The following is a 24336-nucleotide window of genomic DNA, read 5'->3' as shown; positions in this document are numbered from 1 at the left end:
AGTGACACTGTGACGGAGAAGGCTGTTCTCGCGGGCGGCTGTTTCTGGGGCATGCAGGACCTGTTCCGCCGCCACCCCGGCGTCGTCTCCACGCGCGTCGGCTACACCGGCGACCCCAGCACGCCGAACGCCACCTACCGCCGCCACGGCAACCACGCCGAGGCCATCGAGATCACGTTCGACCCCTCGCTGCTGAGCTACCGGCAGGTCCTGGAGTTCTTCTTCCAGATCCACGACCCGTCGACCCGCAACCGCCAGGGCAACGACATCGGTGCCGGCTACCGCTCGGCGATCTTCTACACCGACGACACGCAGAAGCAGATCGCGGAGGAGACGATCGCCGCGGTCGACGCCTCCGGCAAGTGGCCGGGCAAGGTCGTCACCGAGGTCACCCAGGAGTCGGACTTCTGGCTGGCCGAGCCCGAGCACCAGGACTACCTGGAGCGCTACCCGAACGGCTACACGTGCCACTACGTGCGGCCGGAGTGGCAGCTCGGCGAGCGTTGATCGAGATCGTCGCGCTGCACGTCTCACCCGTGCACGCTTTCGAGGGCCGTCCGTCGGACGGCCCTCGTCCCGATCCCGGTCCTGTTTCGCGCGACCACGTGGAGGTGCGCGCGGGGCTGGGCATCGTCGGGGACCGGTACTTCAACCATCCCGCGCACCGCAACGCGGCGGTCACGTTCATCTCGGCCGAGTCGCTCGAACCGTGGGCGGTGGACCCGTTGCTGGCGCGCCGGAACGTGGTCGTGCGCGGGTTCGACGTGGACTCGCTGCCTCGTGGGGCCGTGTTCAGCCTGGACAGCGGGGACGGGCCGGTGCGGTTCGAGGTCGGCCGGCCCGCGAACCCGTGTGCCTGGATGGATCAGGTGATCGCTCCGGGCGCCTTCAAGGCCCTGCGGGGGAAGGGCGGGATCCGCTGCGTGCCGCTGGACGACGGGGTGCTGCGGACCGGGAGATCCACCGTGGTCATAGTGGGCGCATGAAGTGGTTGCGCCGCAAGCCAACGATCATCACGGCGGTAAGCCTCACCCTGGTGCTCCTCGTGGCCGCGGCGCTGTGGAACGTCGCCAGCGCCCGAACCTTCCAGTTCTTCGGTGACCTGGTCGACCGGGTCGACACCAACGAGAAGCTGGTGGCCCTGACCTTCGACGACGGCCCCGATCCCCCCGGTACCCAGATCGTCCTGGACCTGCTGAAAGCCGAGAACGTCCCGGCCACGTTCTTCCTGATGGGCCGCGACCTGGAGAAGCACCCCGAACTGGGCCGGCAGATCGCGGACGCCAAGCACGAGATCGGCAACCACACCTACAACCACAAGAGAATGATCGGCGTCCTGCCCAGCACCGTGGCGAAGGAGGTCGAGGACACCGACGCCCAGATCCGCAGGACCGGCTACAGCGGTGACATCCACTTCCGCCCGCCCAACGGCAAGAAGCTCTTCGCCCTGCCGCACTACCTGAAGGAACACGGCCGCACGACGGTCATGTGGGACGTGGAACCGGACTCCGCGGGCACCCCCACCGCGCAGGAGATCACCCAGCAGACGCTGAAAGAAACCAAACCGGGCTCGATCATCCTGCTCCACCCCATGTACGCGGCGCGGGAACAGACCCGGCAGGCACTCAGGCCGATCATCACCGGGCTAAAGGAGCGCGGTTACCGGTTCTTGACGGTGTCCGCGCTCCTCAACAGCCGCTAGATCAGGTCGGCCAGCTCCACCCGCCGCAGGAACTCGCCGCGCACCCGGTCCGCCACCGCGTTCACGACCTCGGCACCGTCGGCGGAGGGGTCGACGTGCACGCGGAACGGGGGCTTCGCGGCACCGACCACGTCCACGATCGCGTCCGCCACGGCACCGGCGTCCGCCCACGACGGCTCCAGCTCGGCGAGGCGCTCGCCCACCTGGTCCATCAGGCCGGGGTAGAACTCCTCGTACTCGGCGGCCCGCGAGGTGTCCGCGGGGGTGCCGGAGTGCGCGAAGTGGTTGGTGCCGTGGGTGAAGGCGCCCGGCACGACGATCGTGGTGTCGATGCCGAACCGCAGCAGCTCGGCACGGTACGAGACCGCCACCGCGTCCATCGCCGCCTTCGCCGCGAAGTACGGGGCCAGGTACGGGGGAGTGCCGCCGCGCGTCGAGCTCGAACCCACCCACACGACGTGACCGGAACGCCGGCCGCGCAGGTGGGGCAGGGCTGCTCGGTTCACGCGCTGGGTGCCCAGGACGTTGACGTCGTACAGGGCCGCGTACTGCTCCGGCGTGAAGGCCTCGGCGGGGCCGGTGACCATGTGGCCCGCGTTGTGGACCACCACGTCCAGGTGCCCTTGCCGAGCGATGATCGACTGAATCGCCGAGTCCGCGGACTCCTGCGACTGCACGTCGAGCTCGACGGCGTGCACAAGAACGTTGTTCGAGACCCCGAACTCCTGCAACTCCGAGACAGCAGCCGAGTTGCGGCCCGCGGTCTCCCGCATTCCCGCGTAGACCGTGTGGCCCGCGAGAGCCAGCCGGCGCACCGCCAGCGCGCCGAAGCCGCTGGACGCTCCCGTGACGACGATGACCTTGCCCATCAGATGATGCCTCCGTTCGCACGAATGGTCTGGCCGTTGATCCAGCGGGCCGGGCCCGCCAGGAAGGAGATGACCTCGGCGATGTCGTCCGCGGCGCCGAGGCGCTCCAGCGGTGGCTGCTTCGCGAGGGTGTCGATGGTCGCCTGGTCCTTGCCGTTGAGGAACAGTTCGGTGGCCGTGGGGCCGGGGGCGACGGTGTTCACGGTGATGTCGCGGCCGCGCAGCTCACGGGCCAGGATCAGGGTCAGCGCCTCGACGCCGCCCTTCGACATGGCGTAGGCCCCGTACTGCGGGAAGCGCAGGCCCACCACGGACGACGAGACGTTGATGATCGCGCCGCCGTCGCGCAGCCGACGTGCGGCCTGCTGGGACACGATGAACGTGCCACGGGCGTTGGTGCGCATGATGCGGTCGAAGACCTCGAGGTCCATGTCCGCGACGGTGCCGAGCGGCATGATGCCCGCCGAGTTCACGACGACGTCCACGCCGCCGTACGTCTCCACGGCCAGTTCGAACGCGGCGCTGACGGCTTCCTCGTCGCCGACGTCCGCCTGTGCGGCGACGGCCTGGCCGCCCTCGGACCTGATCTTCTCCACGGCCTCGTCGGCCGCCGCCTTGTTACCGGCGTACACGATGACGACGGCCGTTCCGTCGGCGGCGAGACGCTCGGCGGCTGCCCGCCCGATGCCCCTCGAACCGCCGGTGACGATCGCAACGCGAGTCATGACAGTGCTCCCAACTGGTGTTTCCGTCGATAACTCAATCAACGTATCACTGATATCGAATCAGTGCTACCATTGATGTGTTATCGTCGTTACATGGACACGAGAGAGCGTCTGGTGAAGGCTGCGGCCGACCTGCTGATCGAAGGCGGCAAGGAAGCGGTCTCGACGCGCGCGGTGGCGTCGGCGGCGGGAGTGCAGGCGCCGACGCTCTACCGGCTGTTTGGAGACAAGGACGGGCTGCTCGACGCCGTGGCGGGGTTCGGCTTCTCCGACTACCTCGCGACCAAGCACGCGATGGGCGCCAGCGACAACCCCGTGGACGACCTGCGCAGGGGGTGGGAGCTGCACATCGGCTTCGGCCTGGCGCGGCCCGCATTCTACCTGCTGATGTACGGCGAGCCGCGCAAGCGTGCGGCGCGGCTGGAGGCGGACGCGATGCTCCGCGAGATCATCAGCCGCATCGCGTCGGCGGGCCGGTTGACGGTCCCCGTCGAGCAGGCGGCGCAGTTCGTGCACGCGGCGGGCATGGGCGTCGTGCTGGCGTTGATCGCGACGCCGGAGGAGGAGCGCGACCTGGGGCTCATCACGTTCTCGCGCGAGCAGGTGATCAGGGCGATCACGACGGACGCCGCACCGGACGAGCCGACGGACATCCCGAGCAGGGCGATCGCGCTGAGGGTGGCACTGGAAGAGGACCCGCCCCTGATGCTGTCTCCAGCGGAACGGGTCCTCCTGGCCGAGTGGCTCAACCGCGTGGCTAAGTGATCACGCGTTCGGGTCGAACGCGATCCCGGCGGGCTTGGCCTGACCGAGGTTGTGGTTGAACGCGCTGTCCTTGATCGCCAGGGACGCGCTGCCGAAGTTCGCGTTCACGAGCTTGTCGCGCACACCGGCGGGGAAGCGGTCCCAGCTGACCAGCGCGGGGTACTGGTAGACCCCGTAGTGGTTCTCCGCCTGCTCGCCCGCACCCGCGAGCCGGAAGCAGTGCGTGCTGGCGCCGTCCTTGTGGTAGATGATCTTCGGGTGGGTGCCTTCCCACTGCACGTTGGCACGCGGGTGGGTCTTGTACTTGCCGTGCTCCGACGTCGAGACGAACTGGGCCACGTCGTTCTGCACCCAGACGACGACGTGCTCGATGTCGTGACGGTGACCGCAGCAGTCCCACAGCGGGACGGCCTGGTCCTTCTCGAAGTACAGGTCGTACAGGTAGGCGCACCAGCCGTTGTTGCACTTGGAGCGGCTGTAGGAGTTGGTGTTGTCCAGGTCGGACCTGTCGTGGCAGTTGCCGTTCAGGGCGCCCGAGTTGTTCAGTCCCGGCGCGATGTCACCGGTCGGCGAGATCGCCGGGGTGGGGTAGCAGCCGTCGCCGTCGTAGTCGAACGCGGGCTGCCACTTGCCGTCGGCCGCCTCGTAGTTGGCGGGGATGGCCCGGGGCGGGTCGGCGAGCGCGACGCCGGGGAACAGTGCCGTGATCAGCAGTGCGCCGGCCAGCGCGGACAGGAGCTTCTTCCTCAACTTCAGGCCTCCGGGATGCAGGGGAGTGAGGCTTGCGAGGCCGAAGGTGGTACATGAACCGCGTTCACGTCTAGGTACTTCGCCAAATCTTTGCCATACCGGGAAATTAACAACCCCGGGACGGAATCGATCACGTCCCGGGGTCGCGCTCTCATCAGCCCAGGCTGGACCTCATGCGACGGGTCGCCGCGACCAGGTTTCGCAACGCGGGCTCCACCTCGGCGTAACCGCGCGTCTTCAACCCGCAGTCGGGGTTGATCCACAAACGTTCACCTGGCACCGCACGCACCGCCTCGGTGATCAGCGCGACGATCTCGTCCTCGCCCGGCACCAGCGGTGAGTGGATGTCGTAGACGCCGGGACCGATGCCGCGCGGGAACTCCAGGCCCTCCAGGATCTCCATCTTGGACCGGGCCGCCTCGATCGTCGTGACGTCCGCGTCGAGGTCGGAGATCGCGCCGATCACCTCGCCGAACTCCGAGTAGCACAGGTGGGTGTGGATCTGGGTGCCCGTCGTCGCGCCCGCGGTGGCGAGCCGGAACGCGCCGACCGACCACTCCAGGTACGCCGGTTGGTCCTTCCGGCGCAACGGAAGCAGCTCGCGCAACGCCGGCTCGTCGACCTGCACCACCCGGATCCCGGCGGCCTCGAGGTCGCGGATCTCGTCGCGCAACGCCAGCGCCACCTGGGCCGCGGTGTCGGCCAGCGGCTGGTCGTCGCGCACGAACGACCACGCGAGGATCGTCACCGGGCCGGTCAGCATGCCCTTGACCGGCTTGGCCGTCAGCGACTGCGCGTAGGTGCTCCACGGCACCGTCATCGGCTTCGGCCGCGACACGTCGCCGTGGATGATCGGCGGCCGGACGCAGCGCGACCCGTACGACTGCACCCACGCGAACTCCGTGCTGGCAAAGCCTTCCAGGTGTTCGGCGAAGTACTGGACCATGTCGTTGCGCTCGGGTTCGCCGTGCACCAGCACGTCCAGGCCGATGTCCTCCTGCAGGTCGATCACGCGGCCGATCTCGTCGCGCATCCGCTGCCCGTACTCGTCCTCGGTGATCTCGCCGTTCCTGACCGCCGCGCGCGCCCTGCGGATGTCGCCGGTCTGCGGGAACGAGCCGATCGTCGTGGTCGCGAGCGGCGGCAGCCCGAGCCGGGCCTGCTGGGCCGCGGCCCGTTCCTCGTACGGCGCGCGGAGGCTGTGCTCCGGCCGCAGCGACGCGATGCGCGCCCGCACGTGGTCGTCCCGGCGCGGGCTGGGCACCTGGCGTTTCGCCTCGTCGGCCCAGGCGCCGTCGGCTCCCTCGCGCAAAGCCTTGCCCAGCACCACGATCTCGCGGACCTTCTGCCGGGCGAACGCCAGCCGCGCCTGCACGTCCGGCTCCAGGTCCTCAGCCTCCAGGTCGTACGGCACGTGCAGCAGCGTGGAGGACGACGACACGACGACCTCGCTCGCGAAGCCCAGCAGTGTCGCGGCCTTCGCCAGCGCGGTGTGCAGGTCGGTGCGCCACACGTTGCGTCCGTCGACCAGGCCGGCGACCAGGATCTTGTCGCGCAACGCGGGGATCGCGACCGACGTGTCCGGTGCGCTCACGAGGTCGATGCCGATCGCCTCGACCTGGGAGGCCGCCAGGATCGGCAGCGCCTCACCGAGATCGCCGTAGTAGCCGGTGACCAGCAGCTTCGGCCGGCCCGGCAGCCCGCTCAGCGTCCGGTACGTGCGGCGCAACGCGTTCAGCTCGGCCGCCGTGCGGTCGGCGGCGAACGCGGGTTCGTCGATCTGCACCCACTCGACGCCCTCGACGCGCAGGCGGCCGAGCAGCTCGACGTAGGCCTCGAGCAGGCGGTCGAGCAACGTCAGCGGGTCGAAGCCCGGGACCGTGCTCTTGGCCAGCAACAGGAACGTCACTGGGCCGAGCAGCACCGGACGGGTCGTGAAACCGCGTTCGAGCGCTTCGCGGTACTCGGCGATCGGCTTGTCACCGGCCAGCCGGAACTCGGTGTCCGGGCCCAGTTCCGGCACCAGGTAGTGGTAGTTCGTGTCGAACCACTTGGTCAGCTCCAGGGCCGCGGCGCCGTCACGGCCGCGTGCCGCCGCGAAGTAGGTGTCCAGTTCGGACAGTCCGAGGTCGCGGAACCGCTGCGGGATCGCGCCGAACAGCTGGGTCGTGTCGAGCACCTGGTCGTAGAACGAGAACGTGTTCGACGGCACGGAGTCCAGTTCGGACAGTTCGGCCCAGGTCTGCGCCCTGAGCTGCTTCGCCGTCTCCCGCAGGGCGGCCTCGTCGATCTTCCCAGTCCAGTACTGCTCGACCGCGCGCTTCAGCTCGCGCTTCGGTCCGATTCGGGGATAACCAAAGACAGTGCTGCCGATGGTCACAAGCTCTCTCCTCGCGAGCGTGCGGAAGCACCGGAGACACGCGAGCAGGACGGCACGCAGCCGCGCCCGTCAGCCCGCCCGAGAGGCTCCGGAGCACCGCGCACCGGGTCGGCGCGCGGACCGGCGGCAGGTCTTCGGACTCGTGGGCGTGTTGCCTGCTCCTACCGGCCGTCGCTTCCCAGATCTGGCAGACCCAGTGCTTCTGACGGCTTTCGTTCCCACTCACCGCTGCGGGGCAGTCCCGGACTCGCACCGGGTTCCCTTTTGCTCCACCCGGAACGAGCCCGGGTGAACCGCTGGCAGCACCGACCCTAGCGGGCCGCGCCGAGCATGCCCAGCGCCATGTCCGCGTACTGGACGGTGAGATCACTCAGGTCGACCGGCCCGGTGGGGGAGTACCAGCGCGAAACCCCGCTGCACATCTCCAGCAATGCGAGCCGCGCCACACCCGGATCGGCCACGGTCAGCTTCCGTGCCTTCACCCCGTCGTCGATGGCCTGCTGCCAGAAGCGTTCGTAGCGGTCGCGCAACGCCACGATCTCCGCGCGCCGCTCACCGGTCAGTGCGCGCATCTCGCCGTCCACGACCGTCGTCTCGCGCGGCTTCTCGGCGTGCGCGCGCACGTGCATCTCGACCAACGCGACGAGGCGGTCCGTCTCGTCGCCGGTGATCAGCTCGGCCTTGCCGATCAGCTCGGTGAGGCTGGTGCGCATGATCTCGGCCAGCAGGTCTTCCTTGGTGCCCATGTAGTGGTAGAGCGTGGCCGACGAGAGGCCGGCGGCCTGGGCGAGGTCGCGGATGCCGGTGCCGTGGAAGCCGCGTTCGGCGAACAACCGCACGGCGGCCTCGCGGACCCGTTCCTCCGTCGTCATCTGCTGCCTCCCTTGACCGGCCGGACGCGCTCACTCTAGCGTCAAGCCCGATCGATCGATCGATCGAAGGGGAGAGATGACCGTCGACTACTCCTGTGCCGAGGGCATCGCCCAGGTGCACCTGAACCGTCCGGAACGGCTCAACGCCGTGGTCCCGGCGCTGGTCGAGGACCTGCTGGCGGCGTTCGCGCGGGCTCGTGAGGACGGGGCGCGGGTGATCGTGCTGGCGGGCCGCGGCAAGGCGTTCTGCGCGGGCCACGACCTCAAGGAGCCGGTGCCGGTCGAGACCGAGAAGCAGACGCGGGCACGGCTGGAGCGCATCCAGGACGTCACCCGCGCGATCCGCGACTTCCCCGGTGTGGTGATCGCGGCGGTCCACGGGTACGCGCTCGGTGCGGGCGCCGAGTTCGCCCTGGGGTGCGACCTCATCGTGACGAGTATCGGAGCGGAGTTCGGGTTTCCCGAGGTCAGCGTTGGTCTCAGCGTCACAGGAGGCATCTCTGGCCTGCTGCCGAAGGTCGTCGGTCCGCACAAGGCGAAGGAATGGCTGCTGCTGGGCGAGCGGATCACCGGTGGCCGGCTGATGCAGCTCGGGGTGGTCTACCGGGAGGTCTACGACCACGAGAAGCACGCGATGAAGCTCGCGAAACGCATCGCTGCCCAGCCGCCGGTGGCCGCGTTGCTGGCGAAACGCGCGGTCGACCAAGGCTGCGGCGCGACGCTTGATCAGGCGCTGGCCACCGAGGTCGACCACGCCGTGATCACCAGCACCTCCGGTGAGGGGGACAAGCCCCGTGAGGAGTTCGGCCGTGGCTGATCTCATCGGAGCACTGCGCACGGCCGTGACGCGGTGGCCGGACAAGATCGCGTGGACGTTCGATCCTGGCGGCTCGTTCACGTTCGCCGAGATCCACGCGTTGTCCGACGGGTACGCGCAGGCGTTGCGGGACAGGGGGATCCGCGCGGGCGACCGGGTCGCGATCATGCTGCGGAACGTGCCGGAGTTCCCGCTGGTCTGGTTCGCGCTGGTCAAGCTCGGCGCCACGGCCGTGCCGATCAACGTTCGGTACCGCTCGGTCGACGCCGCGCACGTGCTGCGGACCGCCGAGGTGGTGGCCGTGGTCAGCACGGAGGAGTTCCGGCCGCTGCTCGCTGATCACGTGGTGCACTACGTGGAAGCGCTGGAGCCGGTCGAGGGGTTCGTGCAGGGCGAGGTGTCCGCGCCGGTCAGCCTGCAGTTCACCTCCGGCACCACCGGGAAGCCGAAGGCGTGCGTGCTGTCGCACTCGTACTGGATGACGCTCGGCGGCAGCCTGGTCGAGCACTTCCCGCACCTGGGCTCCGACGACGTGATGCTGACCGCGCAACCGTTCCACTACATCGATCCACAGTGGAACGTCGTCGCGGCGCTGCTCGCCGGCGCGCATCTGGTGGTGCTGGACGGCTTCCACCCCTCGTCGTTCTGGGCGAAGGTCCGCGAGCACGGCGTCACCTACTTCTACTGCCTCGGCGCGATGCCGACGTTGTTGCTGCGCATGCCACCCGACCCGCTGGACCGCGCGCATCGGGTGCGGGTCGTGCAGGCCTCGGCGATCCCGCCCGCCCTGCACGCCGAGCTGGAAGAGCGGTGGGGCGTCGGCTGGTTCGAGGCGTTCGGCATGACCGAGACGGGCGCCGACCTGCGGATCACCGCCGAGGACCACGACAGGTTCGTCGGCACGGGCTGCCTCGGCCTGCCCGCGCCGCACCGCGAGGCCAAGATCGTGGACGGCGAACTGTGGTTGCGCGGTCCCGGGATGATGGACGGCTACCTCGGGCTGCCCTCGCCGTTCGCCGACGGCTGGTTCCGCACGGGCGACCTCGCGCGGATCGAGGACGGCCGCGTCTACCACCTCGGCCGCACCAAGGACATGATCCGGCGCAGCGGCGAGAACGTGGCCGCGCACGAGGTCGAGGAAGTGCTGATGTCGCACCCGTCGGTGCGCCTCGCGGCCGTGATCGGCGTGCCGGACGACATTCGCGGTGAGGAGGTGAAGGCGTTCGTGGTCGGGGAGATCACTGATCGGGAGCTCGCCTCGTACTGCGCCGAACGCCTGGCCTCGTTCAAGGTTCCGCGTTTCTGGGAGTTCCGCGAGGATCTACCGCGCACCCCGTCGGAACGCGTCGCCAAGGAGCTGCTGCGGTGAGCTTTCACTGGGAGAGCCCTGTCTTCTTCGACGAGCTGGATCTGAACGGCACCCTGCACAACTCGCGGTTCGCACTCCACGTCGAACGCGCCCAGTCCGCGCTGTTCGAGTCGATGGGCTTCGGCTGGTCCACCTACGCCGACCGCGACCCCGACCTGAACTACGTGGTCAAGGAACTGCACATCGAGTTCAACGCGGCTTTCACCGCACCCGGCATGCTTCTGGTCGAGATCACCGCCGACCGCATCGGCACCACCAGCGCCCGTTACGGCTTCCGCTGCGGCCACTACGCCTCCGGCCACCGGGTGATCGTCAAGGTCGGACCCGACGGTCGTCCCGCGCCGTGGAGCGACTGGTACCGCAAGGCCTTCGAAGGACTCGCATGATCAAGGCGGACCTGCTGCTCACGAACGCCGAGTTCGTGACGCTGGACGGCCCGGCGTCCGCGCTGGCCGTCCTCGGTGACCGGATCGTCGCCCTGGAGGAGGTCCCCGCCCGCGAGGTGGTCGACCTCCAGGGCGCGACCGTCACACCGGGCTTCCACGACGCCCACAACCACATGGCCTGGTTCGGCCTGACTCTGTCCGAAGTGGACTGCCGGGTCACGAGCCTGGACGCCCTGTACGCGGCCGTGGCGGCCGCGCCGGACGGCGAGTGGGTCGTCGGCTTCGGCTACGACCAGAACAAGTGCGGCGGTCACCCGACCCGCGACGGCCTGGACCGCGTGGCCCGCGGCCGCAAGGTGTGGATCAAGCACACGTCCGGTCACATGTGCGTGGTCAACACGCCCGTGCTGGAAGCGTTGGGGATCTCCGAGCGCCCGGTCGAGGTCTCCGGCGGGCTGGTCGTCACGGAGAACGGCCGCCCGACGGGCCTGCTGCAGGAACAGGCCCAGCAACTGGTCAACCCGCTGGTCCTGCCCTACCCGGTGGACACCCTGGTCGACGCGATCGACCGCGCCGGCCGCGTCTACCTCAGCGAGGGCATCACGAGCTGCGTCGAGGCGGGCATCGGCGGCGGCTGGATCGGCAAGTCCCCGGTCGAGCTCGAGGCCTACCACCGCGCCCGCGAGCAGGGAAGGCTGCACGTCCGGGTGGAGCTCATGATCGCCGCCGACGTCCTGCACCCCGTGACCGAACTGGGCCTCGGCCTGGACCTGGGCGTCCGCACCGGTTTCGGCGACGACTGGCTGCGCATCGGCCCGACCAAGATCTTCTCCGACGGTTCCCTGATCGGCCACACCGCCGCCATGTGCCACGACTTCGCCGACACCCCGGGCAACCACGGCTACCTGCAAGACTCGTCGGACGCGTTGCGGGAGCGGATCATCGCGGCCCACCGCGGCGGCTGGCGCGTGGCCACGCACGCGATCGGCGACGCGGCCATCGACCTGGTCCTGGACGCTTACGAGGAAGCCCACCGCGTCGCATCCCGCCCCGACGTCCGCCACCGCATCGAACACTTCGGCGTGGCCCGCCCCGACCAGGTCGAACGCGCCGTCGCGCTGGGCGTGATCGCCGTGCCACAGGGCCGTTTCGTGAACGAGATCGGCGACGGCATGCTGAAAGCCCTGGGGCCAGAACGCTCGCGGTGGGCCTACCGCCAACGCTCGCTGCTGGACGCGGGCATGATCGTTCCCGGCAGCTCGGACCGCCCGGTGGTGAGCGGCGCCCCGTTGCTCGGCATGCACGACATGGTCCACCAGCTCACGTCGTCCGGCACGCCGTTCAGCCCGGCCGAGGCGGTGACGGGCCTGGAAGCGTTGCGCGCCTTCACCTACGGTTCCGCCTACGCCTGCAAACAGGAGCACGTGAAAGGCACGCTGACGGTCGGCAAGCTCGCGGACCTCGTCGTGCTCTCGGACAACCCGGTCACCACAGACCGGATCAAGGACATCCAGGTGCTGCGCACGATGGTGGGGGGACAGTTCCGATGAGGCTGGTAGCCGCTTCTTCGCTCACGTCAGCCGAACTCGCTGACGTGCAACAGATCTACTTCGACGGCTTCGAACCGCACCTGCGCGCGCCGTTCGACGACCTGCTCGCCGACACCGCCCTGGTACTGACCGACGACAAGCCTCTTGGCCTCGCGGTGCTGAGGGTTCTCGGTGACACCGGCTGGGTCTACCTGCGCTACTTCACCGTGGGGGAGAAGGGCAGGGGCCTCGGCGAACACCTCTGGACACATCTGCGCGTGGCCATGACCAGCGCCGGCCACACCCGGATCATCTACGACGTCGAGGACCCGGCCCAGCACGGCATCGACCCGGCGGAGGAACGCATCCGTCACCGCCGCATCGCGTTCTACCGCCGTCTCGGCGCCGTGCTGCTGCCCGTCAACGGCTACCTGCCGCCCCAGGGCAGCGCCGGCTACCCGATGCTGCTGATGGCCGCGGACTACGTGGCGCAGTCACCGGCCGCGGCCGAGGACCTGGCGCGCATCACGGTGGCGGTGTACGAGCACCGGTACGGGATCGCGCCGTCCGATCCGCTGGTGGAGCGGACGTTGCGGCTCAGCGGCGTCTCACGTGCGGGCTGACCCGGCCTTCCAGTACCCGCTGAACATGATCGTCTTGCGGTCCACCCCGCGGTCTTTGACCAGGTGCCGCCGCACCCCGCTGGCCAGCCCCGACTCCCCGCACACCCACGCGTACTCCACAGTGGACAGCGTCCTGCCCCGGATCGCCTTCAGTGCCGCGCTGCCCGGCTCGTCAGAGCCGCGGAACACCCACTCGGCCTCCAGGTCGATCTTGTAGGACTCGTCCGGCACCTCGACGTACACGTGCATCGGCCGCGTCTCGACCTCCAGGATCGCGGCGAGCGCGGGCAACGCGGTCTCGTCGGCCGCGAGCAGCACCGACCCTTCCGTGGGCGGACGGTAGGCCGAACCACCGGCGCGGAACCCGGCCTGGTCGCCCGCGATCGCCCGGCGGGCCCAGCGCGTGCCGGGGCCGGCGTCGCCGTGCACCACGAAGTCGACGTCGATCTCGGACACCTCGGGCCGGTGCGCGCGGACCGTGTACCAGCGCAGGTCTGGCCGCGTCTCCTCGGGCATCGCGCGCAGCGACGAGCGGACGTTGATGCGGTCGTCGGGCGGCATGACGAGGTCGCGGCCGGTCGCCATCAGCAGGCCGAAGTACTCGTCAGGGCCGGTCACCGCGAACGAGGCGAGCTCCGGCGCGTGGAACGTGATCCGGCGCATGTGCTCGCTGAGCTCGGTCACCGCCGTGACGGTCATGACGAACTGGTCGAAGACCTCGCGGCGGTTCGCGGGGGCCATCAGCATCTCGGCGGCCTTGGTGGCGGCCTTGAGCGTGAACCGGTCGAAGGCGGAGTAGCGCGACATGCCCGCAACATACACCTTTGGTTAGGCTTACCTAAGTCCTCGGGCGAAATCGGGATCAGTGCCGCACACTGCGAAGATGTTCCCCAGGACCGCGCAACAACAGTGGTGGTTCGAAGAGCCCGCGAGCAAGAACCGCAGTCAGGCCATCGGCCTGCGGCTCGCCATCGCCTACTGCCACCGCGACGCCGAGGCCGTCGCACGACTGCTGCCCGACGACGAGGGTGAGGCCTGGCTGGTGATGGGCGCGCTGGAGAACGGCCTGCTCGGGCTGAACCAGCTCTACCCGCCCGGTCCGCCGGACGAGGTGTGGGCACGCGTCACGCCGATCATCGACGCCGCCGCGCCCCGAGGTGTCGCGCCCCGTGCACGCGCGTTGCTCGCGGCGATGACGGAGGCCATGTACAACGCCACGCTCGGCGAGGTCAACGAGCGCAAGGAGGAGGATCCGTACGTGGGCGCGCATCTGTACGCGGCGATCACGGCGATGCGCTCGGCGGAACACGAGGGCAGTGTCCAGCGGATGGAGGACAGGGCCGACGAGCTGGAACAACCGGCCTGAGCACCTGCCCGCAAGCCCTGTCCGAAACGACGGGCAACGGCCCGCAGCCCTGGACTTGAGCGTGCCCGGCTCAACTCTGGAACCGCACGCGGGGACCCTGCGTACTCTCAGAGCACACGCGGGGGCCCCGCGTGCCGCAGAAAAGCGCGCGCTGGGGCCTTGGGTTGCTTCGGGCGCTGGGGCCAACGGGCTGGAGACGGAACTTTGGCCGGGTGTTCAGATCCAGCCCCGTTTCGCGGCCGCGGCCCCCGCGGCGAACCTGCTGTTCACGCCGAGCGCCTCGTAGATCGACTTCACGTGCCGGCGCACGGTCGTCGTGCTCATCGCGAGCTTGCGCGCGATCGTGGCGTCGTCACCGGCGAACATCAGGCGCAGCACCCTGTGCTGGGCCGCGGTCAGCCCGGCCTTCTCGGCGCCCGCGGGGGCGATGGTCGCCGAGTCCGCCCACAGCAGGTCGAACCACTCGGCGAGCATCGTCACGATGGCCGGCGTCTGCACGAGGAACCCTGTGGAGCGCGCGCCTGAGATGAGCGCGACCTCGTCGTCCACGTGCAGCATCTTCATCGGCACGTCGCGGCGCAGCCTGACCTGCCTGCCGCACGCCGCGGAATCCTCGACGATCCGGGCGCCCGCCGAGGTCGAGACGCAGTTGACCGGGTAGATCATGCGGAACCGCGCGGCGGACTGCCTGCCCTTGGTGCCGTTGATGATCGTGGGCCCGTCGCCGGTCTCGGTGCCGCGCACGTGCTGTCTGGCCGACGGGTAGAGCTCGGCGGTCCTGGCGGCCATCTCGTCGAAGCTCGCCAGCGGCACCACGCCGTCGCCTTCGCGGCCGCCGCCACCCAGGTCGCGGGGGAGCAGCGAGGTGAGTCGCGTCCAGCCGTCCAGGATCCGGCGCTGCTGTTCGACCAGGTCGAGCTGCCGGCGTTCGAGCAGCAGGCGCAGCGCGGCGGACTGGTCCACGGGCAGCAGGGTCGTGCCCGAGGCCGAGTGCAGGGCGAGTCCGAGGTCGAGCAGCTCCGTCGCCGCGGCGTCGCGGGTCTCGCCCGGCGCGCCACCGGTCGCCAGCATGCGCAGGAACAACGCCTCCGCGTCCTGGCTGACGAGGCCGGCCAGCGGGCGGCTTCGGTCTGGCACGTCCATCTCGCGCTGTCCCTTCGTGGCGAGCTTCGGCGTGGAGGCGACCCTGCGTGACCGGGAGGTCTGCTGCGAGGAGGCGGTGGAACTCGTGCTGCGCGTCAATCCGGTCCCTGCTTCGCTGATCGGCGGGAATTCGTTACCAGCTTCGCGGAATGCGGGGGACTAAACAGGCGGTAGTCCACTTGTTGTCCCGAATCTGTCGTGTTTTTCGGGGCGGTCGTGGCCGCACTAGTACATCCGTGGTCAATGGAGTACGGCGAGCGGGTGGCGCAGTGCGTCTGGGCGAGATGTGCGGTTGCGGATCCGCAAACCCGTGCTCACGCGCGCGATATCACCGGATCCACGTGCGGTCCATGGCTGCAAGTTGTCACTGGTGGCAAGTGGTCAGCGCGTTCCTGGTTTCAGTCGATCGGCCTAAGAATTGACGTTGAAATCCAGGTAACGAGCCGCGTCGGGAACGCGAAGAAAGCGGTGCCTGGTAGGTGGGGAATCGAGGAGTTGATGGTGTGCGGGAGCCGTCCGAAGGTGTCGTTTCCGTTCGAGGGGAACAGTTCGAGGAGGTAGCGGGGGCAAATGCGCAGGTCGGGCAATTGATCGACGGGCAGGGTGGTGCGGCGTCAAACGATGACGCTGGGAAGTCGCCTGCCCCCGGCCACCTGGAACGGCTGGTCGAGCTCACCGGCGACCTGGCCGAGCAGACCCGCGCCCACCACGTCCGCGCGGCGGCCCGCGAGAAGGTGATCGAGGACCTGCACGACGAGGTGCAACGGCTGCGCGTCGGCGAGCGGTCGCTGGTGCTCAAGCCCGTCGTCGTGGACCTGCAGACGCTGCGCAACGACCTGTTGCGCCAGGCGAGCACCGTGCCGGGCGAGATGTCCGGACGGCAGGTGGCCGACCTGCTGGAGTCCTTCGCGCTGAGCGTCGAGCAGACGCTCGAACGGTGCGGCAGCACGCCGATCCGGCCGGAGCCCGGCACGCCGTTCTCCGCCCGCGACCACCGCGCGGTGAAGGTCGTCGAGGCGGCGAGCAAGGACGAGGACGCGACGATCGCCGAGGTCGTGGCGGACGGCTACTACGACGCGAACCTCGACCGCGTCACCACCCCGGCGCGCGTGAACGTGCGCAAGTGGCAGGACACCGAAACGGGCACGCAGCAACAGGAGAAGGGTGAAGATGGTGTCTGACGACGCATTCCGGGTGTACGGCATCGACCTGGGGACGACCTACTCGGCGATCGCGTACGTCGACGAGATCGGCAAGCCCGCGGTGTGCCGCAACACCGACAGCCTGGAGACCACGCCCTCGGTGGTCTTCTTCGAGAACGCCGACAACGTGGTCGTCGGCTCGGTGGCGAAGAACTCCGTGGTGACGCACGGGGATCGGGTCGTCTCGCTGATCAAACGGCAGATGGGCACGAAGGCCACCTTCGAGTTCGACGGCAAGACCTACTCGCCCGAGTCCATCTCCTCGCTCATCCTGCGCCAGCTCGCGCAGGACGCGGTCGACCTGCACGGCGCACCGGCCACCAAGGCGGTGATCACCGTGCCCGCCTACTTCGGCATGCTCGAACGCGACGCCACCAGGACCGCGGGTGTGCTGGCGGGGCTGGACGTGATCGGCATCGTGCCCGAGCCCGTGGCCGCCGCACTGCACTACGAGGCCACCACCAGCGCGTCGGACAAGACGATCCTCGTCTACGACCTCGGCGGCGGCACGTTCGACACCACCGTCATCTCCGTGTCGGACAACGAGATCGTCGTGCTCTGCACCGACGGCGACGACCACCTCGGCGGCGCCGACTGGGACGCGCGGCTGCACCGCCACCTGCTGGACGCGTTCCGCGAGCACGTCCCGCCGGACGTCGACCCCGAGGACGACGAGGAGTTCCTGCAGACGCTCGCGAAGACCGCCGAGGACACCAAGAAGCAGCTGTCCAAAGTGGAGTCACGACCGGTGCCGCTGCGCGGGGCCGGTGTGAGCGCGCGGGTCGAGGTCACCCGCGCAGAGTTCGAGAGCCTCACCGAGGACCTGCTCGCGAAGACCGTCGAGATCGTCCGCAGGACGCTCGCCACGCTGGAGCAGAAGGCACCCGGCCGCACGATCGACGAGGTGCTGCTCGTCGGCGGCTCCACGAGGATGCCCGCCGTCGCCGCCCGCCTGCGCGCGGAGTTCGGCTGGGACCCCAAGCTGCACGACCCCGATCTCGCCGTCGCCAAGGGCGCCGCGCTCTACGCACTCGGCCGCGTGGTGCACCGCGAGGCCGAGGAGAAGGGCGTCGACGCCGCCGTCGAGACGATCGCGGCGAAGACCGGCCTCTCGACGCAGAAGCTGCGCACCATCGCCGACAAGGAGACGCGCAACGTCCTGCCGAAGGCGTTCGGCGTGAAGCTCGTCGACACCGAAGCGCCGGACTGGCAGAGCAAGCCGACCCGCTACTACGTCGAGCACCTGGTGCACGCCAACGACTCCCTGCCGGCCGAGGGCGAGCTGTCCGCCGCCACGATCTACGACGGCCAGAACGCCGTCGAGATCGAGCTCTACGAGCAGTCCGGTGCGGTCGCCGGCCGCGAGATGGGGGAGAACAAGCACCTCAACGACGGCGCGGGCACCATCGACGGGCTGCCGTCGCTGCCGGCCGGCTCCCCGGTCGAGATCAAGATGCTGGTGGACAACGAGGGCACGCTGCAGGTCCAGGCGACCGAGATGTCCACCGGCAAGGAACTGGTGATCAAGGTCAGGGTGTCCGTGCTCAGCACGGAGGAGGTCGAGGAGGCGGCCAAGGTCGTCGCGGGTCTGACGGTGTCGGGCTGATGGCGGCACTGGACCCCAAGGCGTACGAGGAAGCCGTCGTCAAGCCGCTCAAGCGGCGTGCCGCCGGTGCGCTGCCGGACGACCTCGTCACCCGGTACGCCGTCGACCTCGCGATGGCGGACCCGGACGTCGCCCGGCGGCTCGCCGAGATCCGGTCGCACTGGAACAAGGGCGCGCAGGCGCAGAACAAGCCCTTGTCGGTGAAGAGCGTCTACAAGGCGTTCCTGCGCGCGGACGAGGCGCTGCAACGCGAGCACGGCGCCGACCTCGGCCGCATCGACTGGTGGCGGCAGTACGACGCGTCGCGGCAGGGGTCCAGGGCCGGCCAGATCGACGAGCTGGCGCAGACGCTGCGCACCGGGTTCGGCGACCTCGGCCTGGTGTCGAAGGGCCAGCTGAAAGCGTTGCTGGACGCGGAGTTCACCTCCCTCGCGCCGGCCGAGGTCGCCAAGGCGCTCGTCGCGGCGTCGGTCAGCGAGGCCGACCCGGTCGGGCTGCCGCAGTCGAGCGGCCTGCCCGACGTGCAGTACCGGGAGCTCGAACGCGGCCTGCTCGACGCGGACCTGGGCAGCGTGCCCGAGCTCGTGCACGGGCCGCTGAACTCGTTCACCGTGCTGCACCAGTTCACCAGCGACCCTCCGCACAGCGCCGGCCTGACGGCACGGGCGGTGACCGAGGCCGTCGACCGGGAGAACCGCCGCTCGGGCAACCAGGCAGCACGGGGCGCGCTCAACATCCTGTCGACCGCGGCGAAGGGCAAGGTCGACCTGCGCGAGCTGGCCCTGTTCCACCTGCTGGAGGACGTGCGGGCCAACCACCGCAGCGGCGTGCCGACGGTGGCGCTGCTCAAGCGGCTCACCGGCAGGGGACTCGCGCGCGACGACGCCCGGCAGGCGATCTTCAGCGTGCTCAACGAGTCCGCGCAGGCGCCGATCACCGGCCTGGCAGCGGTGAAGGCGCTGCTGGAGGAGGGCAGGCTCGTCACCGCGCAGCAGATGCTCGGCACGATCACCGGCTCCGACGACGCCACCGCGGCACGCACGCTCGTCGACCAGCAGCTCGCCACGGTGCGCAAGTGCAGGGAGGCGGCGCAGCAGGCGCTGCGACGTGGCGACGAGGACGAGGCACGCCACCAGTACCGGCAGGCCGTGGCCCTCGCGTCCGACGACGCGGAGCTCACGGCCGAACTCGGGCGGATCCCGTTGCCGCCGCCACTGGAGCTCACCGCACATCCCGACGGACTGGGCGTGCGGCTGTCGTGGCGGCGCGCGGTGAGCCACGACGACCGCACGCGCTACCGGGTGGTGCGCCAGAACGGCCGCGCGCCGGCCGATCCCGCGGACGGCGCCGTGGTGCACGAGGGACCGGGGTCGGTCGCACTGGACCGCAAGGCGGCGGCGGGTCAGGTGGTCGGCTACGCGGTGTTCGCCGCGGGGGAGGGCGCCGACGCGTGGTCGCGGCCCGCCGCAGCCACGATCGAGGTGCTGCCTCCCGTGCACGACGTCGGACTGTCCGTTGAGGACGGTGTGGTGACCGGCCGGTGGCAGGTGCACGCCGACGCGTTCGCCGTCGAGGTCAGCCGCGGCGGGTCCGGTTCGGTGCGGACGACCGGCAAGACCTCGTTCACGGATCGTCTGGAAGGCAAGGGAGAGCACACCTACACGCTGGTCGCCTGCTACCGGCGCACCGACGGCGCAGTGGCCCGCGCGGCGGCGGTCCAGGTGCGGGCGTCGGCCAGGGGTGCGGGCGCACCGGTCGCCGCGTTGCGGCTGGCCGCCGTTCCCGGTGGCGGGTCGAAGATCGCGGTGACGTGGCGGATGCCGGAGCCGGACGTCGAGGTCGTGCTCCGCCGCGCGGAGGTGCCGTGCCGCTGGGAGTTCGGCGCGACCGTGCCGCTGCCCGAGGTCATGGCGTACGGCACGGACCTCACCGGCACGCTCACCGAGGACGGCGACTGGCGCACGCTCACCGCCGACGTGCCGACCGGCATGTTCTGGTACGTGCCGTTCACGATCGGGCCCAACGGCGCGCTGTGCGGGCAGGACGCCTCGCTCGGCATCGCCCTGCCGGTCACCGACGTCCGGCACCAGCGGCTCGGCGACGAGCACGTGATCTCCTGGGCGTGGCCGGAAGCCGTTGGTACCGCGGAGGTTCGCTGGGAGTGCGGCGGCGAGAAGGGCAAGCTCCGCCTCACCCGGCAGCAGTACCAGCTCGCGGGTGGCGCCCGGTTGCGTTGCGGCAAAGGCGACCTGAAGGTGCGGGTGCGCACCGTGGTCGCCGCTTCGGGCGGTGAGTGCGTCTCCGGCGACACGGAGCTGACCGTGCGTTCGGCGCCGCCACGGCTGCGGTACTCCGTGCAGCTGGCCCGGCGGCCGTTGCTGGGCGGCGGCACCGTGCGCGTCCGGCTCGCCGCCGAGGAACCGGTGCGCCGCTGCACGGTGCTCGTGGTGGTCGCCGCCGGCGCGGTGATGCCACGAGGTCCCGACGACGGCGTCGTCGTGCTGCGCAGCCCGCAGGACCTCCTTCCGCAGGCCGAGGTCGAGCTGACCGCCGAGCTGCCGAAGATGCGCAAGCCCTACTGGATCAGGTGCTTCCTCGAGGAGGAAGGCGTCGCCCTGCTCGTCGACCCGCCGACCAAGCAACTGAAGGTGTCCTGATGGCCAAGGCTTCCTGTCCCTACTGCTACCACCGGATCGACCTGGCGAAGCTGCGGTTCCAGTGCACCGGGCGCGCCACGCCCGGCCGGGACCGGTGCAAGCGCGAGAAGGACGTCGACCGGGAACGGCTCACCGGCTTCTCCGCCGCGGTCTACCCGACGTTCCCGCCGCGGGAGACGCGCAACCCGTTGCCGCAGCGGCTCATGGACTGCCCCAGGTGCGGAGGCTCGACCGGCATCCGCGCGTGCCAGGTCTGCCACACCCCGCTGCCCGCGAACTTCGCCGACAGCCGCAGCCCGCTGATCGCCGTGGTGGGCGGGAAGAACTCGGGCAAGACCGTGTTCACGACCGTGCTCGTGCACGAGCTGCGGCACAACATCCGGCGCCGGTTCGCCGCCGACATCTCGTTCGCGGGCGACCGCCAGGGCGGCGACGTCTCGGTCGCCGGCTGGCTGGAGGACTACGAGTCCGCGCTGTTCGGCGAGAGCAGGTTGTTCGAGCAGACCAGGGCCGCGGTCGACGGTGTGAAGGTGCCGCTCGTGCTGCAGTGGCGGCAGGCGCGGCGCAGCCTCGGCCGCGAGGTGCACAACACGAGCACGCTGTCGTTCTACGACGCGGCGGGCGAGGACATGACCTCGCAGGAGTTCGTCAACGCGCAGGCGTACCTGTCGGCGGCGGACGGGCTGATCGTGCTGCTGGACCCGTTCCAGCTCAAGGGCGCCCAGGACCGCATCTCGATCCCGCGCCTCGCGCAACGCGAGACCGAACCGCCCTACAACGTGCTCAGCCGCATCACCGAGCTGCTGCGCACCAGCCACGGCCTCGGGACCCGCCGCAAGATCAAGATCCCGGTCGCGGTGGTCTTCTCCAAGATCGACGCGTTCTTCCAGCTGCTGGGGGAGGGACACCCGCTGCTGACCCGGCCGGACACGGGACCGTTCTACGACGAGAGCAACGGCGAGGACACCGACGAGCACATGCGGTCGCTGCTCACCGAGCTCGACGCCGACGACATCGACGCCCACCTGCGCGCGCACTACAAGAAGTTCCGCTACTTCGGCGTCTCCTCGCTCGGCGCCGAGCCGGACTACGAGCACGCACGGGTCAGCTCGGGCGGCGTGCGTCCGTTCCGAGTGGACGAACCGCTGCTGTGGCTGCTCTCGCTCGACCGGATCATCGAGGGCAGGAAGACGGCATGAGCACCGGGTTCTCCTCGCTCCTCTACACCGACTGCCTGCCGGGCCAGGGACTGCGCGGCGGCGCCGGGTTCCAGTTCCAGGCCGTCTCCGAAGGGGTCGGGCACGACGAGATGGCGCTGGTGCAGCGTTCCTCGCTGTACGAGGCACCGGCGGCGTGGATGCGGGAACGCCGGCCGGCCGGGGAGTACCCGCCCTCACTGACCCACAGCGTCGACGGCGTCTTCGCCACCGCACGAGGGATCTACCTGGGCGCGGAGGTGAACGGGGCCCGCGAGGGCAACCAGTTCACGCACGCGGTCACGACAGCGGATCCCGACCTGTACGGCGAGGTCCGGCCCGCGCAGCTGTGGGACGCGCCGTGGTGGGCCGAGAAACCCGCGTCGAGCACCCGCTGCGAGCCCGTCCCCGCAGCGCCGGAGCACGGTCCGTGGGGCCGGGACGCGGTGCGGGAGTGGGTGCTGGGCAAGCCGGACGGCCAGGAGTGGCTGACGGCCGTGTTCTCCGCGCTGGACCGGGTCGGCGGACCGGACGCGAAGCGGATCGCGTTCGTCGCGACCGACGCGGCCGACGTGCTGGGCTGGCTCGCGGCGGGCACGCTGCTGTTGCCCCAGAACAGGGCCCTTCGGGTCAGCTTCCGGGTGTTCGCGACGAACCCGCAGTACAGCAGGCACGACGTGATCGCGTTGCACCCCGACTGGGCCGGTTCGTACGCGGACGTGCGGCGCAGCGACGAGTTCCTGGTGTTCAACCTGGTGACGGGCGAACACGCCGAGGTCGCACCGACCGAGGCCGCACGGCACTGGGTGCCCCGGTTCCTGCGTGACGACCCGTACGACGTCGTCGACGCCGTCGAACTGGCCGCGGGCAGTGCCGCGGCGAGGGGAGGACCGGAGACCTCCGGCGACCGGGTGGCCAGCTGCGTGGTCACGCTCGGGGAACCGCTGGAGGACCCCGCTGCCGGCGCCGCACTGGCGCAATGGCTCGCGGTGCAACCCCTTGAGTCCGTGGAGGAGTACCGCAGCGAGCTCGTGAAGGCGGCTCTCGGGGCGGTGCGGGACGTGTCGTCGTTGCGGCTGCTCGACGAGGCCGCCTATCGGCACGGTGTCGCACCGGCACTCGCGGGAGAGGTCCGGCAGGCGTTGTTCGCGGCCGAGGTCGGTGCGGTGCTGGCCGGCTCCGCGGAACCCGTTGCGCCCCAACGAACCGTCAAGGCCACCCCCGGCATGGTCGCCGAGGCGGGCCGTGCCGCGAACCAGGTGCGGCCGGAGCTGATGAACTCGCTGCTCGTGCTCGCGGCGGGGTTCGGCGTGCGGCCGGATGCCGCGGCCTTCCGCGATGGCGCGCACCGGTTCGTCAAGTGGTGGGCGGATCACCCGGCCGCCGCGGTCGACGTGGGGAGATGGCCGACCGTCGAGCAGATGCTGCATCTGGTGCGCGACGAGCTGAGCACCCGGCCGGTGCGTGCCGATGTCGGCCAGGCCTGGTGGACGTTGCTGTGGCAGACCATCTCCGATCCGTCGGCGCCGCTGGACGCCGCGCTGGCGTCGGCGGCGGTCGCCCACGGCAGCCCGCAGACACGTTCGGCCGTGATCACCCGCGTCCTGGACATGGCCGGCGGTGAAACCGTTGCCTGGCGCGCGTTGTTCGGGACCGCGGCGCCCACGACCGACGAGATGCTGAGGTTCGTCACCCGGTACGAGAGGACGGGACGGGAGGTCGCCACGGCGATCTTCGACGCGCTGCGCACCGTCGGGCGGGCTGAGCTCGACGTGCTCGCACTGCTCGCCGACCGGGGTCACCTGCCCCACCAGTCCTCGTTGCGCCGCACCGTCGATGACGACGCGAAGCTGCGGAAGTGGCTGGCCAACCCGATGCCGCGCAACGCGAAAGAGCTGGAGAAGCTGCACGACACCCCGCTGGTCGCCCGATCGGGCCAGATCCTGCACGTGCTGCTGGAGAAGGCCCGCCCGGAGGACGCCGCGACCGCCATCCGCCACGCCGGTCCGTCGATGATCGCGGTGCTGTGCCGGGAGTTGCCGACTCGCTGGTCGCCCTGGGGCACCACCAGTCCGCGGGCCGTGGCGATGACCTACCTCACGGCGATGGCGCCGAACTGCCCGGAGCCCCGCATCGAGGAGCTCGAGGCCAGGCTGCGCCGCTTCGCCACGACGTCGGCAGAGGACCGGGTGGACGAGGTGAGCGCGGTGCTCGGCCGCGAAGAGGTCAAGGAGTGGCTCGCCTTCACCACCAACGCGCGCAAGCAGCAGTCGGAGTCCCGCAGGCGGGCCTCGAAGCCGCCGCCGAGGAAGCAGCCGGTCGAGAAGCCCGCGTCGCGGGCCGTCCGGTGGCCCTTCGGCCGCAAGGATGAGGAGTGAG

22 protein-coding genes and 1 riboswitch are annotated in these 24336 nt (G+C 70.1%); of the genes, 15 read left to right on the top strand and 7 right to left on the bottom strand.

Annotated elements, in window-relative coordinates; translation table 11 throughout:
• Positions 1-9: 9 nt before the first annotated feature.
• The 3 genes from msrA to ACSHWB_RS43765 are packed head-to-tail and all read left to right on the top strand — an operon-like array spanning position 10 to position 1702.
• Positions 10-507 (top strand): peptide-methionine (S)-S-oxide reductase MsrA, encoded by a 498-nt coding sequence (gene msrA / locus ACSHWB_RS43775; RefSeq protein WP_439659232.1) that lies wholly within the window; start codon positions 10-12, stop codon positions 505-507.
• The gene (locus ACSHWB_RS43770) at positions 486-986 is read left to right on the top strand and encodes an MOSC domain-containing protein (protein WP_439659231.1); all 501 of its coding nucleotides are present in this window, start codon (positions 486-488) and stop codon (positions 984-986) included. Before msrA ends, ACSHWB_RS43770 begins: the two co-directional genes overlap by 22 nt.
• Complete coding sequence (locus tag ACSHWB_RS43765) at positions 983-1702, top strand: polysaccharide deacetylase family protein (RefSeq protein WP_439659230.1); 720 nt, start codon at positions 983-985, stop codon at positions 1700-1702. Before ACSHWB_RS43770 ends, ACSHWB_RS43765 begins: the two co-directional genes overlap by 4 nt.
• On the opposite strand, the gene ACSHWB_RS43760 is transcribed toward ACSHWB_RS43765, so the two are convergent.
• Both ACSHWB_RS43760 and ACSHWB_RS43755 read right to left on the bottom strand, forming a co-directional pair.
• A complete protein-coding gene (locus ACSHWB_RS43760) occupies positions 1699-2571 on the bottom strand; it encodes an SDR family oxidoreductase (protein WP_439659229.1) in 873 nt (290 codons plus the stop codon). The two genes, ACSHWB_RS43765 and ACSHWB_RS43760, sit on opposite strands and share 4 nt — an antisense overlap.
• On the bottom strand, positions 2571-3296 hold the full coding sequence (locus tag ACSHWB_RS43755) for an SDR family oxidoreductase (protein WP_439659228.1): 726 nt from the start codon (positions 3294-3296) through the stop codon (positions 2571-2573). The genes ACSHWB_RS43760 and ACSHWB_RS43755 overlap by 1 nt, the downstream gene beginning before the upstream one ends.
• A 93-nt stretch (positions 3297-3389) precedes the next feature.
• Between ACSHWB_RS43755 and ACSHWB_RS43750 the strand changes: the two genes are divergently transcribed.
• Positions 3390-4061: a TetR/AcrR family transcriptional regulator gene (locus ACSHWB_RS43750; protein ID WP_439659227.1), complete on the top strand. Its 672-nt coding sequence runs from the start codon at positions 3390-3392 to the stop codon at positions 4059-4061.
• Here ACSHWB_RS43750 and ACSHWB_RS43745 read toward each other — a convergent pair whose 3' ends face one another.
• The 3 genes from ACSHWB_RS43745 to ACSHWB_RS43735 form a co-directional block, all read right to left on the bottom strand.
• Complete coding sequence (locus ACSHWB_RS43745; protein WP_439659226.1) at positions 4062-4811, bottom strand: NPP1 family protein; 750 nt, start codon at positions 4809-4811, stop codon at positions 4062-4064. It abuts the gene before it with no gap.
• 154 nt (positions 4812-4965) lie between these two features.
• Positions 4966-7191: a 5-methyltetrahydropteroyltriglutamate--homocysteine S-methyltransferase gene (metE, locus tag ACSHWB_RS43740; protein WP_439659225.1), complete on the bottom strand. Its 2226-nt coding sequence runs from the start codon at positions 7189-7191 to the stop codon at positions 4966-4968.
• 108 nt (positions 7192-7299) lie between these two features.
• Positions 7300-7504, bottom strand: a riboswitch (cobalamin riboswitch).
• The gene (locus ACSHWB_RS43735; protein ID WP_439659224.1) at positions 7503-8063 is read right to left on the bottom strand and encodes a TetR/AcrR family transcriptional regulator; all 561 of its coding nucleotides are present in this window, start codon (positions 8061-8063) and stop codon (positions 7503-7505) included. It overlaps the preceding riboswitch by 2 nt.
• Before the next feature lie 76 nt (positions 8064-8139).
• On the opposite strand from ACSHWB_RS43735, the gene ACSHWB_RS43730 reads away from it, so the two are divergent.
• The 5 genes from ACSHWB_RS43730 to ACSHWB_RS43710 are packed head-to-tail and all read left to right on the top strand — an operon-like array spanning position 8140 to position 12787.
• Positions 8140-8880: an enoyl-CoA hydratase/isomerase family protein gene (locus ACSHWB_RS43730; protein ID WP_439659223.1), complete on the top strand. Its 741-nt coding sequence runs from the start codon at positions 8140-8142 to the stop codon at positions 8878-8880.
• Entirely contained in the window at positions 8873-10249 is a 1377-nt protein-coding gene (locus ACSHWB_RS43725; protein WP_439659222.1) for an AMP-binding protein, read from the top strand. Before ACSHWB_RS43730 ends, ACSHWB_RS43725 begins: the two co-directional genes overlap by 8 nt.
• A complete protein-coding gene (locus tag ACSHWB_RS43720; RefSeq protein ID WP_439659221.1) occupies positions 10246-10635 on the top strand; it encodes an acyl-CoA thioesterase in 390 nt (129 codons plus the stop codon). Before ACSHWB_RS43725 ends, ACSHWB_RS43720 begins: the two co-directional genes overlap by 4 nt.
• A complete protein-coding gene (locus ACSHWB_RS43715; protein WP_439659220.1) occupies positions 10632-12185 on the top strand; it encodes an amidohydrolase in 1554 nt (517 codons plus the stop codon). Before ACSHWB_RS43720 ends, ACSHWB_RS43715 begins: the two co-directional genes overlap by 4 nt.
• Entirely contained in the window at positions 12182-12787 is a 606-nt protein-coding gene (locus ACSHWB_RS43710; protein WP_439659219.1) for a hypothetical protein, read from the top strand. The genes ACSHWB_RS43715 and ACSHWB_RS43710 overlap by 4 nt, the downstream gene beginning before the upstream one ends.
• Here the strand turns inward: ACSHWB_RS43710 and ACSHWB_RS43705 are convergent.
• A complete protein-coding gene (locus ACSHWB_RS43705; protein ID WP_439659218.1) occupies positions 12773-13594 on the bottom strand; it encodes a siderophore-interacting protein in 822 nt (273 codons plus the stop codon). The two genes, ACSHWB_RS43710 and ACSHWB_RS43705, sit on opposite strands and share 15 nt — an antisense overlap.
• 76 nt (positions 13595-13670) lie before the next feature.
• Here ACSHWB_RS43705 and ACSHWB_RS43700 point away from each other — a divergent pair, with 76 nt between their 5' ends.
• Positions 13671-14153, top strand: a complete 483-nt coding sequence (locus ACSHWB_RS43700; RefSeq protein WP_439659217.1) for a hypothetical protein — start codon at positions 13671-13673, stop codon at positions 14151-14153.
• Positions 14154-14369: 216 nt separating this feature from the next.
• Here the strand turns inward: ACSHWB_RS43700 and ACSHWB_RS43695 are convergent, their stop codons facing one another.
• Positions 14370-15395, bottom strand: coding sequence for a helix-turn-helix transcriptional regulator (locus tag ACSHWB_RS43695; protein ID WP_439659216.1), 1026 nt, complete (start codon positions 15393-15395; stop codon positions 14370-14372).
• Positions 15396-15883: 488 nt separating this feature from the next.
• On the opposite strand from ACSHWB_RS43695, the gene grpE reads away from it, so the two are divergent.
• From grpE to ACSHWB_RS43670, 5 genes are read left to right on the top strand one after another with little or no spacing between them, the layout of a single operon-like run.
• Positions 15884-16477: a nucleotide exchange factor GrpE gene (gene grpE, locus ACSHWB_RS43690; protein ID WP_439659215.1), complete on the top strand. Its 594-nt coding sequence runs from the start codon at positions 15884-15886 to the stop codon at positions 16475-16477.
• The gene (locus tag ACSHWB_RS43685; RefSeq protein ID WP_439664775.1) at positions 16467-18104 is read left to right on the top strand and encodes an Hsp70 family protein; all 1638 of its coding nucleotides are present in this window, start codon (positions 16467-16469) and stop codon (positions 18102-18104) included. Before grpE ends, ACSHWB_RS43685 begins: the two co-directional genes overlap by 11 nt.
• Complete coding sequence (locus ACSHWB_RS43680; RefSeq protein WP_439659214.1) at positions 18104-20761, top strand: hypothetical protein; 2658 nt, start codon at positions 18104-18106, stop codon at positions 20759-20761. The genes ACSHWB_RS43685 and ACSHWB_RS43680 overlap by 1 nt, the downstream gene beginning before the upstream one ends.
• Positions 20761-21960: a TRAFAC clade GTPase domain-containing protein gene (locus ACSHWB_RS43675; protein WP_439659213.1), complete on the top strand. Its 1200-nt coding sequence runs from the start codon at positions 20761-20763 to the stop codon at positions 21958-21960. The genes ACSHWB_RS43680 and ACSHWB_RS43675 overlap by 1 nt, the downstream gene beginning before the upstream one ends.
• A complete protein-coding gene (locus tag ACSHWB_RS43670) occupies positions 21957-24335 on the top strand; it encodes a GTPase-associated protein 1-related protein (protein ID WP_439659212.1) in 2379 nt (792 codons plus the stop codon). The genes ACSHWB_RS43675 and ACSHWB_RS43670 overlap by 4 nt, the downstream gene beginning before the upstream one ends.
• Position 24336: the final 1 nt, after the last annotated feature.

The sequence above is a fragment of the Lentzea sp. HUAS TT2 genome (assembly GCF_051853195.1).
Classification (GTDB): Bacteria; Actinomycetota; Actinomycetes; order Mycobacteriales; family Pseudonocardiaceae; genus Lentzea.
This window is presented reverse-complemented; position numbering and strand designations above follow the sequence as displayed.